Genomic DNA, 16,650 nt, shown 5'->3' on the forward strand with positions numbered 1-16,650 from the left:
CCTCCCATATGCCGGCCGCGGCAGTGGCTACCAAGCGATCCGGCGCCGATTCCAAAGGCGCCGGCAAAGCCATGACGGATACGGAGCGCAAGCTGCGTAACCTGGGTCTGGTGCTGCCCGAGGACTTCGTGCTGCACCTGCCGCTGCGCTACGAGGACGAAACCCGGGTCATCCCGATCAGCCAGTTGCGGCCGGGCTTCGCCGGCCAGGTCGAAGGCGAGATCACCAAATCCGAAGTGCTGTACCGGCCGCGGCGCCAACTGACCGCGACGCTGGCCGATGACAGCGGCGAATTGCAGTTGCGCTGGCTGAATTTCTACCCCAGCCAGCAGAAGCAGGTCACGGTCGGCAGGCGGCTGCGCGCGCGCGGCGAGGTCCGTGGCGGTCTGTTCGGGCGCGAGATGGTGCATCCGCGCCTGACCAACGCCGACGCGCCGCTGCCCACCGCGCTGACGCCCGTCTATCCCACCACCGAGGGCCTGCCGCAGTTGACGCTGCGGCGCGCCATCGCGCAGGCGCTGGACCGCGCCGACCTGTCCGATACGCTGCCGCCGCAGGCGCTGGCGCGTTACGACCTGGCGCCGTTCGAGCCGGCGATCCGCGCGTTGCACACGCCGGCGCAGGGCGAGTCCGAGGCGGCCCTGCTGGAGCGCGTGCATCCCGCCTGGCGCCGCATCAAGTTCGATGAGTTGCTGGCTCAGCAGTTGTCGCTGGCCGCGGCGCGCGCCGCGCGGCGCGTCAAGGAAGCCGAGGCGCTGCCGGCGCGCGACGAGCCGGGCGGCCTGGTGGACCGGCTGTACCAGGCGCTTCCCTTCAAGCTGACCGGGGCGCAGCAGCGCGTGGTGGCCGAGATTTCGGCGGACCTGGCGCGGCCGTATCCGATGCATCGCCTGCTGCAGGGCGATGTCGGCAGCGGCAAGACCGTGGTCGCCGCGATCGCCGCGGCCCAGGCCATTGCCGGCGGCGCGCAGGTGGCGCTGATGGCGCCCACCGAAATCCTGGCCGAGCAGCATTTCCGCAAGCTGGTGTCGTGGCTGCAGCCGCTGGGCGTGAACGTTGCGTGGCTCAGCGGCAGCCTGACGGCCAAGGCGCGGCGCGAGGCCGCCGCCGCGGCGGCCGACGGCAGCGTGCAACTGGTGGTGGGCACCCAGGCCCTGATCCAGGACCACGTCGAGTTCCACCGGCTGGGGCTGTCGATCGTCGACGAGCAGCACCGCTTCGGCGTCGGCCAGCGCCTGGCGCTGACGCGCAAGGGCGAGACGGTGCGCGGCCGCATCGTGCCGCACCAGCTCAACATGAGCGCCACGCCGATTCCTCGCACGCTGGCCATGACCTTCTTCGCCGACCTGGACGTGTCGGTGATCGATGAACTGCCGCCGGGCCGCACGCCGGTGCTGACCAAGCTGGTGTCGGACGCGCGCCGCGAGGAGGTCATCGCCCATATCGCCCAGGCCGCGCGCGGCGGCCGGCAGGCCTATTGGGTCTGTCCGCTGGTCGAGGAAAGCGAAGCCCTCGAGTTGCAGACCGCCGTCGACACCTACGAGGGCATGCGCGCCGACCTGCCGGACCTGCGCATCGGCCTGGTGCACGGCCGCCTGCCGCAGGCCGAGAAGGCCGCCGTGATGCAGGCCTTCCGCGAGGGCGAGATCGACCTGCTGGTGGCGACCACCGTGATCGAGGTCGGGGTGGACGTGCCCAATGCCTCGATGATGGTCATCGAACACGCCGAGCGCTTCGGGCTGGCGCAACTGCACCAACTGCGCGGCCGGGTGGGGCGCGGCACCGCCGAGTCCGTCTGCGTCCTGATCTACCAGACGCCGTTGTCGCAGGTGGCGCGCGAGCGCCTGCGCGCCATGTTCGAAACCTCGGATGGCTTCGAGATTGCGCGCCGCGACCTGGAGCTGCGCGGTCCGGGCGAATTCCTGGGCACGCGCCAGTCCGGCATGGCGTTGCTGCGTTTCGCCGATCTGGAAACCGACGCCGAGATCGCCGAGCAGGCGCGCGACGCCGCGGTGTGGCTGCGCGCCGAACATCCCGCCGCCGTCGAGGCACACCTGGCCCGCTGGATGCGGGGCAGGGAAGACTTCCTGCGCACCTAGCGGACGGGCATTCCGATGACCTTTTCATTTTCCAGCGCGGCCCGCCGGGCGCGCGCTCAACTCCCGGGGGCGTAGTCCACCATGACTCTCACCGAACTGAAATACATCGTGGCGGTGGCGCGCGAGCGCCATTTCGGCCGGGCGGCCGAGGCCTGTTTCGTCAGCCAGCCCACGCTGTCGGTGGCGATCCGCAAGCTCGAGGACGAGCTGGGCGTGACGCTGTTCGAGCGGGGCGGGGCCGAAGTGGGCGTGACGCCCATCGGCCAGCGCATCGTCGCCCAGGCCCAGAAGGTGCTGGAAGAGAGCGCCAGCATCAAGGAGATCGCGCGCCAGGGCCACGACCCGCTGGCCGGTCCGTTGCGGGTCGGCGTGATCCACACCATCGGCCCGTACCTGCTGCCGCGCCTGGTGCCAGTGCAGATCGGCCGCACGCCGCAGATGCCGCTGCTGCTGCAGGAGAACTTCACCGTGCGCCTGGTGGAGCTGCTGCGTCAGGGCGAGATCGATTGCGCCATCATGGCGCTGCCGCTGCCCGAAGCGGGGCTGGTGATGCAGCCGCTGTACGACGAGCCGTTCGTGGTGGCGGTGCCGCAGGACCACGAGCTGGCGCAGCGCGAGTCGATCGACGCGCAGGACCTGAAGCAGCAGACCATGCTGCTGCTTGGCAGCGGCCACTGTTTCCGCGACCAGGTGCTGGAGGTGTGTCCGGAGCTGTCGCGCTTCTCGGCCGCCAGCGACGGCATCCAGCGCACCTTCGAGGGATCTTCGCTGGAGACCATCCGCCACATGGTCGCGGCCGGGATCGGCGTGACGGTGCTGCCGGTGACGGCTGTGCCGGAGCAGCCGCCGGCCAACAGCCTGCTGCGCTACCTGCCGTTCGAGGGCCACGTGCCCGAGCGTCGCGTGGTGCTGGCCTGGCGCCGCAGCTTCCCGCGGCTGGCGGCGATCGAGGCGCTGGCCCAGGCGGTGTACGAATGCGAACTGCCTGGCGTGCGGATGCTGTCGGACGAAGCCGCGGCCGTGCAGGACTGAAGAAAATACGAGCGCATTTGCGCTCGATCAAGCCGCATGGCGGCGGCCGGCGGCAGCGCCGGATTGTCGCAATCGCGGTGTTATCCTCGTTTTGTCTACCAACCCCACAGGGAGCTAGCAATGGCAAAGTCCTCCAAGAAGACCCCCAGCGTTCCGCGCATCAACATCGGCATTTCGGACAAGGACCGCGCCGCCGTCGCCGGCGAGCTGTCCAAGCTGCTGGCCGACTCGTACACCTTGTACCTGATGACGCACAACTTCCACTGGAACGTCACGGGGCCCATGTTCAACACCCTGCACCTGATGTTCATGACCCAGTACACCGAGTCGTGGAACGCGCTGGACAGCATCGCCGAACGCATCCGCGCCCTGGGCCACTACGCGCCGGGCACGTATCGCGAGTACGCCAAGCTGTCGTCCATCGCCGAGCCGGAATCCGTGCCCGAAGCGCTGGAAATGGTGCGCCTGCTGGTCAACGCCAATGAGTCGGTCGCCAAGACCGCCCGCGCCGCCTTCGAGAAGGCCGACGCCGCCAACGACCAGCCGACCGCCGACCTGCTGACCCAGCGCCTGGACGTGCACGAAAAGAACGCCTGGATGCTGCGCAGCCTGCTGCAGTAAGCATGGAGATGGCGCCCGCCGCGGGCGCCTGCGACACCCCAAGCCGGCGCCTCGTGGCGCCGGTTTTTTTTGCGTGCGGACAAGGCCGGGCCACGGGGCGGATGGCGCGCCGATTGATGGCTGCGGCCACGCAACGGCGCAATGTCCGCTTTGCGGCTGTCCCGCATTTTTGCGGGGGCGGCAGCGCGCTATACCGGATCGATGATATGTCGGGCTGGTCCGCCGACGTATAAGTGACTGCTGCCCGCCTCCGGTTTTCCTCCTGTTTGCCTACCTAGAATTTTCATCGCGTCTGCCCTCAGGCAATGCGCATGTTCGTTCATTTCCGGAGGAGGTGCGTCGAGCGTCGTCGATGACGCTCGACGCCTGTGTAGGCAACCATGACCATATCCCATTGGCCCGAGCCGTTCGCGACATGCGCGGCCTTGAAGAAAGATTCCGCCGGCACGCCGTCCGCGCCACGTGTTCCGTTTCGCCTGAACCGGACGACCGCGGCGCTCTGCGCCGGCCTGATGGTCTCTGGCTCCTTTTCCACCGCGATCGCCGCGACCGGCGTGCAGACCGTCAGCCTGCCCGCCCAGGAGGATCCGTATTCACTGGAAGAGGTGGACGGGCTGGGCGCGACGGGCAGCTCCGCCTATGTGATCAGCAGCCCTGACGGGGCCGATGTCGAGGCGAACCGGGTGTCCGTCGATGGACGCACGGTGGTCACGGGGGGCAAGGGGAGCGGGGTGTATACGACAGGAGGCAGCGCGATTCGGGGGGCGGGGTTCAGCGTTTCCAATGCGGGCATTCTTCTGGGCGGCTCCGGCGGTGATAGTGCTCGGTCAGGATGGAACGTCACCGCCGCTGCCTCGGCGGGAAGCGCAATCAGCGGAAGCCGCCTGAACATCACGAACCGTCTGGTCATTCAGGGCGGTTCGGGTTCTTCAGGGATGGGGGACTATTACAGCTGGGGGCAACCCTATAGTTCCGCGGCTCCAGGCGGCTTGGGCGGGAATGGAATCCAGGGTGACGGCCTGCGAATCATCAACGCTGGCGGCGCCCAGATATTGGGCGGAGCAGGGGGCGCGGGTGGAAGGGTTTCCCTTGCCGGGCGTGGCGCTGCCGGGGGGGATGGCGGCACCGCTATCAGTGGCAGCAACCTCACCATCATCAATAGCGGCGACATCGAAAAGGGCGCGGGCGGGGCTGGCACGGGAATCGCTAAGTCAGGCCGGGACGGCGCCGCCATCTCCCTGACGGGAGGCGTGAACTCCCTCACGCTCGAAGCGGGCTCGAGCATCGACGGCAATATCGTGCTGTCGCATGACGACAAGACGCTGGGCGCGCCGCGCTTGTCGATCCTCAACCGTGGCGGCAGCTCGGCCCGGCTGAAGGGCGACGTCATCGTCGGCGCGGGCGCCGATGCCGGATTCGCCGGCAATCCGATGACAGTGGACGGCAGCGTCAGGTTGGGCGATGGCGCGATGTTGTCCATCACGTCGGCGAGCGCGCCGTCGGGCGAATCGCCGGCAAGCATGCAGGCCAGAACCGTCAGCATCGGTACGGATGTGGGCTTTAACCTGTCCGGGGTCGGGCAGGGCAGCGCGACGGACGCGTTGCTGTTCAGCGCGACGGGCGGAAAGATCGAAGGCGATTTCGCCCATGTCGCCATCGGCGGGAAAAAAGCGGCGCACGACGCCGCCGACCCGACCCAATGGATCTCGGACTATCTGACCCTGCGTACCCGCAAGTCCGACGACGGCGAGCACTTCCTGGGGAGCTGGCGGCTGGCCTGGTTCGACACGCCGCCCAAGGCGCATGGCACGTTCCTGATCGGTGACGACGAGGCGTTTACCGTGGGCGCGGCGCTGAGCAAGGTGGAGGCCACCGATGACTGGGACGGCAACAGCCTGACCAAGCAGGGGCCGGGCACGCTGATCCTGAGCGGCGACAACACCTACAGCGGCGATACCGTGGTGGAGGCGGGCACGCTGCGCGTGGGCAACAACGGCGCGACGGGCGCCGTGGCGGGAAACATCGTCAATCAGGGCGAGCTGGTCTTTGACCGTAGCGACGCGGCGACCTACGCGGGCGTGATTTCGGGCGCGGGCACGGTGACGCAGGCCGGCACCGGCGCCCTGACATTGAGCAACCAGAACACCTACACCGGCGCCACCGCCATCACCGCCGGCACGCTCTATACCGCGGTGGCGGACGCCATGGCCTACAGCGCGACGCTCACGAATCGCGGCGTCATCCGGACGGCGGGCGCCGACCTGCGCGGCAGCGACCTGACCCTCACCAACACCAATCGCGGCAGCATCGATGCGGGCGATGGCGCGCTGGTCCTGACTGGCGGCGCCAATACCCTGACGCTCGAACGCGGGGCCAGGATGGCCGGCGGCGTGAAACTGTCCGCGGGCGAGGATACGGATCATCTCACTGCCTTGCGCATTGTCAGCAATGTCGATTCCCTGGTGAGCGGCACGTTGACGGCGGCCGCGCATACCCGCCTTACCCTGGCCGGCAAGGGATTGACGTTCAGCGGCGACGCCGCGCTGGGGGCCGGCGCCTTGGCCTTCGAGCCGGGCAGCAGCCTGAGCGCGCGCGCGGTTTCGTTCGATGAGGGCGCCACGGTATCCGCCGGCCTGACGGGGTGGGATCAGCACGCGGTGCGGCTGATCACCACCACCGGTGGCATTACGGGGGCATGGCGCACCGGCGAGGTGCTGGTGGACGGCTCGGCCGCTCCGGAGTACGGCTACCTCAACACCGACGGGCGCAACATGCAGTACTCCTTGCGCTGGGACGGGTTGGATGCGGCGGCCAGCGGCACGTTCCACGTGGCCGATGGCAAGACCTTCGAGGTGACGGGCGCGCTCTCGAACAACACGGCGCAGGTCAATCCCGACTGGGATGGCCGGCGCCTGACCAAGGCCGGCGGCGGCACCTTGGTTCTCAGCGCCGACAATCTTTACGACGCGGGCACGCGCGTCCTGGAAGGCACGTTGCAGTTGGGCAAGGGCCGCGCCACCGGCAGCGTGCAGGGGGACATCGTCAACGAGGGCTTGCTGGTGTTCGACCATGGCGCCGAGGCGGCCGCGTACGCCGGGCAGATTTCGGGCTCGGGTTCGGTGGCCAAGAACGGCGCCGGCACGATGACGCTGACGGGCGACCACCTTTACACCGGGCGCACCACCATCAATGCCGGCACGCTGCGGATTGGCGATGGCGGCGCCACCGGCTCCCTGCAAGCCAATGTCGCCAACAATGCCGCGCTCGTCTTCAACCGCGGCGACAGCCTGACCTATGGCGGCAGGCTGTCCGGCACAGGCAGCCTGACGCAGGCCGGCGCCGGGACGCTGATCCTGACCGGCACCAATATCTATTCCGGCGATACCCGCGTCGATGCCGGCACCCTGCAATTCGGGGCGCCCGGCGCCGACACGTCCCTCAATGTGTTGAGCGGCGGGCTCACGGTCGCGCCGGGCGCGACATTGGCCAGGGACCCGTCGGCGACGCTACGGGTCGGCGGCAACGTGATGATCGGGGCGGGCTCGACGCTGCTGCTGCGCGACACGATGCAAACAACCTCGTCTTCGCCGGGGCTGACGATGGGCACGCTGAACATCGGCGCCGACGCCACCCTGCATCTGCCCAACTTCGTCGACAGGCCTGCCGCCGACCTCGAATTGTTCCGCTCGGCTGGCGGCATCGGGGGCGACTTTGCCCATGTTGTGTTGGGCGAGGCGTACGTGCCCGAGGTGGACTATCGCAAGCTGACCGTCAGGAAATCGGGCGGCAGCTTCCTGGCCGGGTACGGCTTGAGCTGGTATGCGCACCCCTCCATGTCGCATGGCACCTTCACGGTCGATACCGACGACACGGTCAGTGAGGCGCTCAAGGATGTGGCGGCCAGTACCGATCCGGACAAGCGCTGGAATGGCGCCAGCCTGACCAAGCAGGGGCTCGGGACGCTGACCCTGACTGGCGAGAACAGCTACCGGGGCGGCACCGTGGTGCGCGCGGGCACGCTGCGCATCGGCGACGGCGGCACGGCGGGCGTCGTCACGGGAAACATGTCCATCGAGGATGGCGCCGCGCTGGTCTTCGATCATAGCGATGATGTCGCGGTTTTCATGGGCACCATCGCAGGGGCGGGCACGATCACCAAGAAAGGGACCAATACCTTGTCGCTCTGGGCCGATGGCCGGGGCTATGCCGGCGTCACCACGATCGAGGGCGGCACGCTGAAGGTTGGCTCTTCCGGATATGGAGGATACACGCTGGCGATGCTGGCCGGGGACATCATCGACCACGGCACACTGGAATTCCGCGCCGTCAGTGGTCAGTACAACGACGTGATCTCCGGCTCCGGCGGCGTCAAGGTGACGAGCAGCGCTGTCACGTTTGTCGGCGAAAATTCCTACAGCGGTCTTACTACCCTCGACAACGGAAGGCTCTATATCGGCAACCGTGGCACGACCGGTTCCCTGGCTGGAGACATCCACATTCAATCCGGCTCGGTGGGCTTTCAGCGCTCCGATGCGTTGGAATACGGTGGGGTGATTTCCGGGGCAGGGAGTGTTGCACAGGGCAATCTCTACGGCGGGGGCGGCGGTACGCTGACGCTGACCGGTGACAACAGCTATACCGGCGGCACATCGATCTACGGTGGCACGCTACGCATCGGCAAGGGCGGCACCGCGGGCTCGGTGGTGGGGAACATTTCCAACAGCGGCGCGCTGGTTTTCGACCGCAGCGACGATGTGCAATACACGGGCGTGGTTTCAGGTGGCGGCAGCGTCACCCAGGACGGCGGCGGCCGCCTGTTGCTGACGGCGGCGAACACCTATACCGGAGACACCCTCATCAACGCCGGCGTGCTGCAGTTGGGCGATGGCGGCGCGGGCGGTTCGGTTGCGGGCAATATCGTCAACAACGCCACGCTGATCTTTGACCGCGGCAATGCGGTCACGTACGCGGGCAGGATTTCCGGCAATGGCGAGCTCATCAAGCAGGGCGCCAACACCCTGACGCTGGGCGCAAGCAATACCTATGGCGGCTCGACCGCCATCAATGCCGGCACCTTGAAGTTCGCCGGTGGCGCAATCGCCGCCAACACGCTGGGTGGCCGGGTGGCCGTGGCTGACGGCGCCAGTCTCGCGATCCAGGTGCCGGCCAGCGTCCGTGTTTCGGACCAGGTGGCCTTGCGGCAAGGGTCCACGCTGGCCCTGCAGGATGCCATGAAGGGCATCGCGTCCGGCCCCGGCCTGGCGGCCAGCAAGGTGTCGATCGGCGACGATGTCACCTTGGCGCTGTCCGGCATCGCCCACAAGATCCAGCGCGACGTGCTGTTGTTCAGCGCCGACGAGGCCATCGAGGGAGAGTTCTCGCGTGTCGCCACGGACGGATTCGAAAGGCCGGTCGATTACCTGACGCTGACCACCCGCAAATCCGACGACGGCAAGCAGTACCTGGCGGACTATGACCTGACCTGGCTGCTTGGCAATGGCCAGGCGGACGGCCTGTTCACCATCGCCACCGGACTTGCGCAGACCATTGAAGACGCGCTCACGAACGCCGACGCCAATACCGCCACGGGTTGGGACGGCAGCAGCCTGACCAAGCAGGGAGGGGGAACGCTGGTCCTGACCGGCGACAACACCTACACCGGCGCCACCACGATCGCGGCCGGGACGCTGGCGCTGGGCGCTGGCGGGGCCACGGGTTCGGTGACGGGCGATGTCGTCAACCAGGGCGCGCTGGTCTTCAATCGCGGCGATGCCGTGACTTATTCGGGCGAGATTTCAGGCGCTGGAACGGTCACCAAGAAAGGCAGCAACACCCTGACCTTGACCGGTGATAACACCTACACCGGCCGCACCACCATCGAAGCCGGCTCGTTGCGGGTGGGCGACGGCGGCGCGAGCGGCGCCCTGGCGGGCGACATCGCCTTCCAGAATGCCTCAGGCTCGCTGGTGTTCGACCGCAGCGATGCCTCGCGGTATGGGGGCGTCGTCTCCGGCGCTGTCGGCGTCGCAAAGAACGGCGCCGGCACGCTCGTCCTGTCGGGAGACAATACCTATACCGGCGGCACCGCCATCAACGCCGGCGCGCTGCAGCTTGGCGACGGCGGCGGCGGCGGGTCGGTGCGCGGAAACATCGTCAACAATGGCGCGTTGGTGTTCGACCACGGCAGCGAAGCGCTAAACACGGGCGATATTTCGGGCACGGGCACGGTGATCCAGACCGGCGCCGGCGTGCAGGTGCTTGGTGGCGGCAATAGCTACAGTGGCGATACGGCGATCCGGGCTGGCACTTTGCGGTTCGGCAATGGCACGGCGGCCGTCAGTACGCTCGCCGGCGGGATCGATGTGGCCGATGGCGCCACGTTGTCGGTGCACGCGCCCGCGACCGTCGCCTTGTCCGGCGCCGTGGTTCTCGAAAATGGGGCGACGCTGTCCATGTTGGACCCGCTGAAAAGCGGCGCGCCGTTCGGCAATCTGACGGCCTCCAAGGTGCGTATCGGCGATAACGTCTCGCTCGATCTGTCCGGCTTCGTGCACAAGCCCAACCAGACCAAGGTGCTGTTCAGCGCGGCGGATGGCATCGAAGGCGACTTTGCACGCGTCAGGTCGGACGGATTCCAGAAGAAGGTCGACTATCTGACGGTGGTCACCCGAAAATCCGAGGACCAAAAACGCTACCTGGCCAGTTACGGCCTGAGCTGGCTGGCCGACAACGGGCTGGAGCATGGCACCTTCACCCTGGCCGCCGGCGAGCAGGATACCGTGGACGTGTCGTTGATGGATGTGAAACCGTCCGCGCATTGGGACGGCGCCAGCCTGACCAAACAAGGGGCCGGCATGCTGACGCTGACCGGCGATCACATCTACAGCGGCGACACCACGATCGTCGCCGGCACGCTGGCGTTGGGCGCGGGCGGCAACACCGGCTCGATCACAGGCGATATCGCCAACCGGGGCACGTTGGTTTTCAATCGTGCCAACGCGGCAACCTACGCGGGTGTGATCTCGGGCGCGGGGGTTGTCACGAAGAAGGGGCCCAATGTCCTGACGCTGGCGGGCGATAACACCTACACCGGACTGACCACCGTGGAAGGCGGCACGCTGCGCATCGGTGATGGCGGTACAAGCGGCTCCCTGGCCAGCGATGTCACTTTCACGGGCCTGGGCAGCATGGTGTTTGACCGCAGCGATGCGTCGCAGTACGCGGGCGTGATCAAGGGGGGCGGCGTGGGGGTTCAAAAGAATGGCGCCGGCACCCTGATCCTGTCCGGCGATAACACGTATACCGGTAACACCGTCATCAATGCAGGCGTTCTGCAGCTTGGCGACGGAAGGGTGAGCGGGTCGGTGGGAGGCGCCATCGTGAACAACGCCGTCCTGGCCTTTGATCGCAGCGATGCGGTGACCTTCTCGAATGCGATCTCAGGCACGGGTGACGTGATCAAGCGCGGCAACAACACCCTCACTTTGCGCTACGGCTCGACCCATAAGGGCGAGACCCGTATCGAGGCGGGCACGCTCAAGATCGGCGTGGCGAACGCATTCGCGCAGTCCTCCGGTCTGACCGTGGCGCCTGGCGCCACCCTCAACCTGGGGGGACCCGGCTACCAGGCGATTCGCCAGTTGGACAACCGCGGCATCATCCTGTTCAACGACCAGGGCGCACCCGCGGCCGGGGGAGGCATCCAGGTGGTCGGAAACATGCGCCACGGCGGCATGCTGATGCTGAACACTTGCGCCGACTGCGCTGGCCAGGTCTACGTACAGGACGGAGACTGGGTCGGAGACGGTGGCACCGTGTCTTTCGGCACGGTGCTCGGCGGCGACGCCAGCAAGACGGACCAACTGCGGATCAGTGGCGCTGCGAGCGGCACGACTTATGTCGTGGTGACCAACGAGGGAGGGGCCGGCGCGCAGACGATCGAGGGGATCGAACTTATTCGGACCGGGACTTCCACGGCGGACGCCTTCGTACAAAGAGGCCGCATCGCCGCCGGCGCCTATGACTACCATCTGCAAAAGGGGTCGGCTTCGGGGAAGAACGAGAACAACTGGTATCTGACGAGTTTCATCGCGCCGCCGGAAAAACCAAGCGAGCCGCCTGCCGACGAGCCTGAGGCGCCGCCCGTCGACGAGCCGGCAGTCCCGCCTGTCGATGCGCCAGTGGTGCCGCCTGCGGAGAAGCCGTCGGTTCCGCCTGTTGAGAAACCGGAGGTCCCGCCTGTTGATGGGCCGGTGGTGCCGCCGACTGACAAGCCGGAGGCTCCGCCCGTTGATGCGCCGCCGGTGCCGCCTGCTGACAAGCCGGAGGCTCCGCCCGTTGAGACGCCGTCGGTGCCGCCTGTTGACAAGCCGGAGGTCCCGTCCGTTGATGCGCCAGTGGTGCCGCCGACTGACAAACCGGAGGCTCCGCCCGCTGAGACGCCGTCGGTGCCGCCCACTGACAAGCCGGAGGTCCCGTCCGTTGATGCGCCCGTGGTGCCGCCTGCTGACAAGCCGGAGGCTCCGCCCGCTGAGGCGCCGTCGTTGCCGCCTGCCGACATGCCGGGGGTTCCGCCCGTTGATGCGCCCGTGGTGCCGCCTGCTGATAAACCGGAGGTTCCGCCGGTTGAGACGCCGTCGGTGCCGCCCGCTGACAAGCCGGAGGTCCCGCCCGTTGACGCGCCCGTGGTGCCGCCGACTGACAAGCCGGAGGCTCCGCCCGTTGAGACGCCATCGTTGCCGCCCGCTGACAAGCCGGAGGTTCCGTCCGTTGATGCGCCAGAGGTACCGCCGACTGACAAGCCGGAGGCTCCGCCCGTTGAGACGCCGTCGGTGCCGCCTACCGACAAGCCGGAGGTTCCGCCCGTTGATGCGCCCGTGGTACCGCCGACTGACCAGCCGGAGGCTCCGCCCGTTGAGACGCCGTCGGTGCCGCCTGCCGACAAGCCGGAGGTTCCGCCCGTTGATGCGCCAGAGGTACCGCCGACTGACAAGCCGGAGGTTCCGCCCGTTGAGGCGCCGTCGGTGCCGCCTGCCGACAAGCCGGAGGTTCCGCCCGTTGATGCGCCAGTGGTACCGCCCACTGACAAGCCGGAGGCTCCGCCTGCTGAGACGCCGTCGGTGCCGCCCGCTGACAAGCCGGAGGTCCCGTCCGTTGACGCGCCCGTGGTGCCGCCTGCTGATAAACCGGAGGTTCCGCCCGTTGAGACGCCGTCGGTGCCGCCCACTGACAAGCCGGAGGTTCCGTCCGTTGACGCGCCCGTGGTGCCGCCTGCTGATAAACCGGAGGTTCCGCCCGTTGAGACGCCGTCGGTGCCGCCCACTGACAAGCCGGAGGTTCCGTCCGTTGACGCGCCCGTGGTGCCGCCTGCTGATAAACCGGAGGTTCCGCCCGTTGAGACGCCGCCGGTGCCGCCTGCTGACAAGCCGGAGGTTCCGCCCGTTGATGCGCCGCCGGTGCCGCCTGCTGACAAGCCGGAGGCTCCGCCCGCTGAGGCGCCGTCGTTGCCGCCCGCTGACAAGCCGGAGGTTCCGTCCGTTGATGCGCCCGTGGTGCTGCCTGCTGACAAGCCGGAGGTTCCGCCCGTTGATGCGCCGGAGGTACCGCCAACTGACACGCCGGAGGCTCCGTCCGTTGACGCGCCCGTGGTGCCGCCCACTGACAAGCCGGAGGTTCCGTCCGTTGATGCGCCCGTGGTGCCGCCTGCTGATAAACCGGAGGTTCCGCCCGTCGATGCGCCCGGGGTGCCGCCTGCTGACAAGCCGGAGGTTCCGCCCGTTGATGCCCCGCCGGTGCCGCCTGCTGACAAGCCGGAAGTCCCGCCCGTTGAGGCGCCTGGGGCGCCGCCTGCCGATATGCCCGCGATACCGCCGGCGGACAAGCCCGTCATTGAGCCGGGCGACGATCACGCGAGCGGGGGAGTCGGCGTTGGAAGGGTTCGTGTCCACCGCCCGGAAATGGGCAGCTACGCCGCCAATATGGCCGCGGCGGGTACGCTGTTCGATATGAGCCTGAGCGACCGCCAGAGCGCGGAATCCGTCGATCCCGTTACGGGCGCCCACGGCCACGGCTGGGCCAGAATGGCCTCCGGACGCAGCCGCGGCAGTCTGTCGGACGGGCAGAATCGGTACTCGGCGGACCGGAGCATGCTCCAACTGGGAGGATCGTTCGCGGGGGGCGCTTTCGGCGGCCGAGACGCTTGGCAGTTGGGCGTCATGGCTGGCTACGGCAGTCACCGCAGCAAGACTCGCAACCGCCTGTCAGGGTACCAATCCCGCGGTGATGTGGTGGGCTATGGCTTGGGCCTGTATGGGACCTGGTATCAGGACGCGTCGGCCCGCAGCGGCCTGTATGTGGACAGTTGGGCGCTCTACAACCGATTCGACAATACGGTCAAGGGCGAGGGTCTGGCCGCGGAGAAATACAAGAGCCAAGGCATCACTGGGTCCGTGGAAGTGGGCTATGTGCTGGAGACGGGCGCCTATGCGACCCGAGGCGGTAGGGAGAACCGATATGCAGTCCGGCCGCAGGCGCAAGTCATCTGGTCGGGGGTGAAAGCCGGCGAGCACACGGAACGTACCGGGACGACGGTGAAGGGCGTGGGGGGCGACAAACTGCAGACCCGTCTGGGCGCGCGATTCTCCATGACCAGCCGGCAGGCGTCGCCGGACCCGGCAAAAGCGGGCGGGTTCGAGACCTTCCTGGAGGTTAACTGGGTGCACACGCCCAGGCCCTACGGCGTCAGCGTGGACGACACCCGGGTCTTGATCCAGGGGAGCAAGCACGTGGTCGAGATGTCTGCGGGCGTGCAGGGCGAGCTGAACGAGCGGGTGAGCATCTCGGCGAACCTGATGCAGCGCCATGGTAGCCAGGGCTATCGCGACACGCAGGGCGGGGTGAGCCTGAAGCTCCGCTTCTAATCCCGGCCTCTCGGGGCGCGCCAGGCGCGCCCCGAGAGGGGGCGCACTTGTTGGAATGTGTAATCCACCGGCCTGTCATGGGTGGAAGTCATTTCAATATCAGGACAGATTGCGCGGCCAGGGTGCGACGGCATTTTGGCGCCGCGCGCGTATGCCATGACACGGGGTGCGCGGTCAATGGCGAATAGGGGGTGCCGATTTACCCCTAGCACGATATCCCCGGTTATTTCGGACGCGATCAGTGACCTGAAGTTGCAATAACGACATTTTCCCTGGGGGCGTCCAAAGATACCCACGGAGAATACTCATTGCTTGCAGTTTGATTAAACCAAGATAAGAAAACGACTTTAAATATATTCTTACAAGACAAAAGGTCTCATTTATTTCCATATGTATGGAAAAAGAGATTATTTCAGGGATTTCCCCACGTTTATTACGACCGCGGCGACTTATTTCCATAGCATCGAAAACTTTTAGAAAAAAATTTGCTGCCGCCGCAGCCTACGATTCGTTGGCTCGCTGCCCGCCGGTATGTCCGGGTATCGAGTTGTAATCAAATTTGAATGTGACGTCCACCCAGCCGCCAATATGCGATTCGATTTCGCATGGGTTATTTGGTTCCTGGGTGTCGATTTTTTGATGTATTCGACACGACGAAAACAGTGAGGTCCCCCGTGGTAAAGAGAATCGCAGTATGCGGCCTTGGATATGTCGGCCTGCCCGTGGCCGTGGCATTTTCCAGGCGCTTTGATGTCGTCGGCTTTGATGTGGACAAGCGGCGGATCACGAGCCTGAAACAGGGAGAGGACTGGACCGGCGAGATCGAGCGTGAGGCATTGCTGGCGTCCCCCATGCAGTTCACCGACCAGGTGAGCGAACTGGAAGGCTGCGATTTCTTCGTTGTCGCCGTGCCGACGCCGGTCGATGAAAAGAATAATCCCGATTTTTCGCTGCTGGTGCGGGCCTGCCGCTCGATCGGCCCCGTGCTGCGGCCCGGATGCATCGTGGTTTTCGAATCCACGGTGCACCCCGGGGCGACCGAGGAAATCTGCGGACCGGAGCTGGAAAAGGCCTCGGGCCTGCGCTGCGGCGTCGATTTCAAGCTCGGCTACAGCCCCGAGCGGATCAATCCGGGCGACCGCGAGCACCCGTTGGAGAAGATCGTCAAGATCGTGTCCGGCCAGGACGAGGAATCGCTGGAGATCATCGCCGGCGTCTACGAACAGATTATCGATGCGGGCGTGCACCGCGCTTCCTCGATCAAGGTGGCGGAAGCCGCCAAGGTGCTGGAAAACACGCAGCGCGACATCAACATCGCCCTGATGAACGAGATGTCCAAGATCTGCGATCTGGTCGGCATCCGCACCGCCGAAGTGCTGGCGGCCGCCGGCACCAAGTGGAATTTCCTCAAGTTCACGCCCGGGCTGGTCGGCGGCCACTGCATCGGCGTCGACCCCTACTACCTGACGTCCAAGGCGCAGGAACTGGGCTACCACCCCGAAGTCATCCTGTCGGGCCGTCGTATCAACGACGGCATGGCCAGCCACGTGGCCTCGCGAGTGGTGCAGACCCTGGCCCGCAATGGCCGCCTGAATGCCGCGACCCGGGTCGGCATCCTGGGCATGACGTTCAAGGAAAACGTGCCCGACATCCGCAATTCGAAGGTCGTCGACCTGTACCGCGCGCTTGGCGAGTACGGCATCTCGCCGGTGGCCTGCGACCCGATGGTCGACGTCGAGCAGATGCGGCATGAGTACGGCATCAGCCTGGTCAATCGAGAGGAGTTCCGCGACATGGATGTGCTGATCCTGGCGGTGCCGCACCGCGAAACCATGGACACCCTCTGGGAAGACCTGCCGCAACTGGTCAAGGCCGACGGCATGGTCTGCGACCTGAAGTCCGTGCTGGACAGCCGCCGGCTGCCGTCCGGCCTCTTGTACTGGACGCTCTGAGTCCAGGCCCGCAACCCATCAAACACA

5 protein-coding genes are annotated in these 16,650 nt (G+C 66.7%); all 5 read left to right on the forward strand.

Annotation, left to right across the window (positions count from 1 at the left end; translation table 11 throughout):
* Window positions 1-8 precede the first annotated feature (8 nt).
* The 5 genes from recG (at window position 9) to AAID08_RS13385 (ending at window position 16,623) form a co-directional block, all read left to right on the forward strand.
* Complete coding sequence (gene recG, locus AAID08_RS13365) at window positions 9-2,099, forward strand: ATP-dependent DNA helicase RecG (protein WP_054502615.1); 2,091 nt, start codon at window positions 9-11, stop codon at window positions 2,097-2,099.
* Window positions 2,100-2,180: 81 nt separating this feature from the next.
* Window positions 2,181-3,131 carry a LysR substrate-binding domain-containing protein gene (locus AAID08_RS13370; protein WP_054502614.1) on the forward strand — a complete coding sequence of 317 codons (951 nt, stop codon included), beginning with the start codon at window positions 2,181-2,183 and terminating at the stop codon, window positions 3,129-3,131.
* A gap of 120 nt (window positions 3,132-3,251) precedes the next feature.
* The gene (locus tag AAID08_RS13375; protein WP_006386428.1) at window positions 3,252-3,752 is read left to right on the forward strand and encodes a Dps family protein; all 501 of its coding nucleotides are present in this window, start codon (window positions 3,252-3,254) and stop codon (window positions 3,750-3,752) included.
* A 380-nt stretch (window positions 3,753-4,132) separates the two neighbouring features.
* Window positions 4,133-14,671 (forward strand): autotransporter-associated beta strand repeat-containing protein, encoded by a 10,539-nt coding sequence (locus AAID08_RS13380; RefSeq protein WP_395757737.1) that lies wholly within the window; start codon window positions 4,133-4,135, stop codon window positions 14,669-14,671.
* Window positions 14,672-15,393: 722 nt separating this feature from the next.
* Complete coding sequence (locus AAID08_RS13385; RefSeq protein WP_395757738.1) at window positions 15,394-16,623, forward strand: nucleotide sugar dehydrogenase; 1,230 nt, start codon at window positions 15,394-15,396, stop codon at window positions 16,621-16,623.
* Window positions 16,624-16,650: the final 27 nt, after the last annotated feature.

Origin of the sequence: Achromobacter sp. EB05, from assembly GCF_044232075.1 — a bacterium.
Classification (GTDB): Bacteria; Pseudomonadota; Gammaproteobacteria; order Burkholderiales; family Burkholderiaceae_B; genus Achromobacter; species Achromobacter dolens.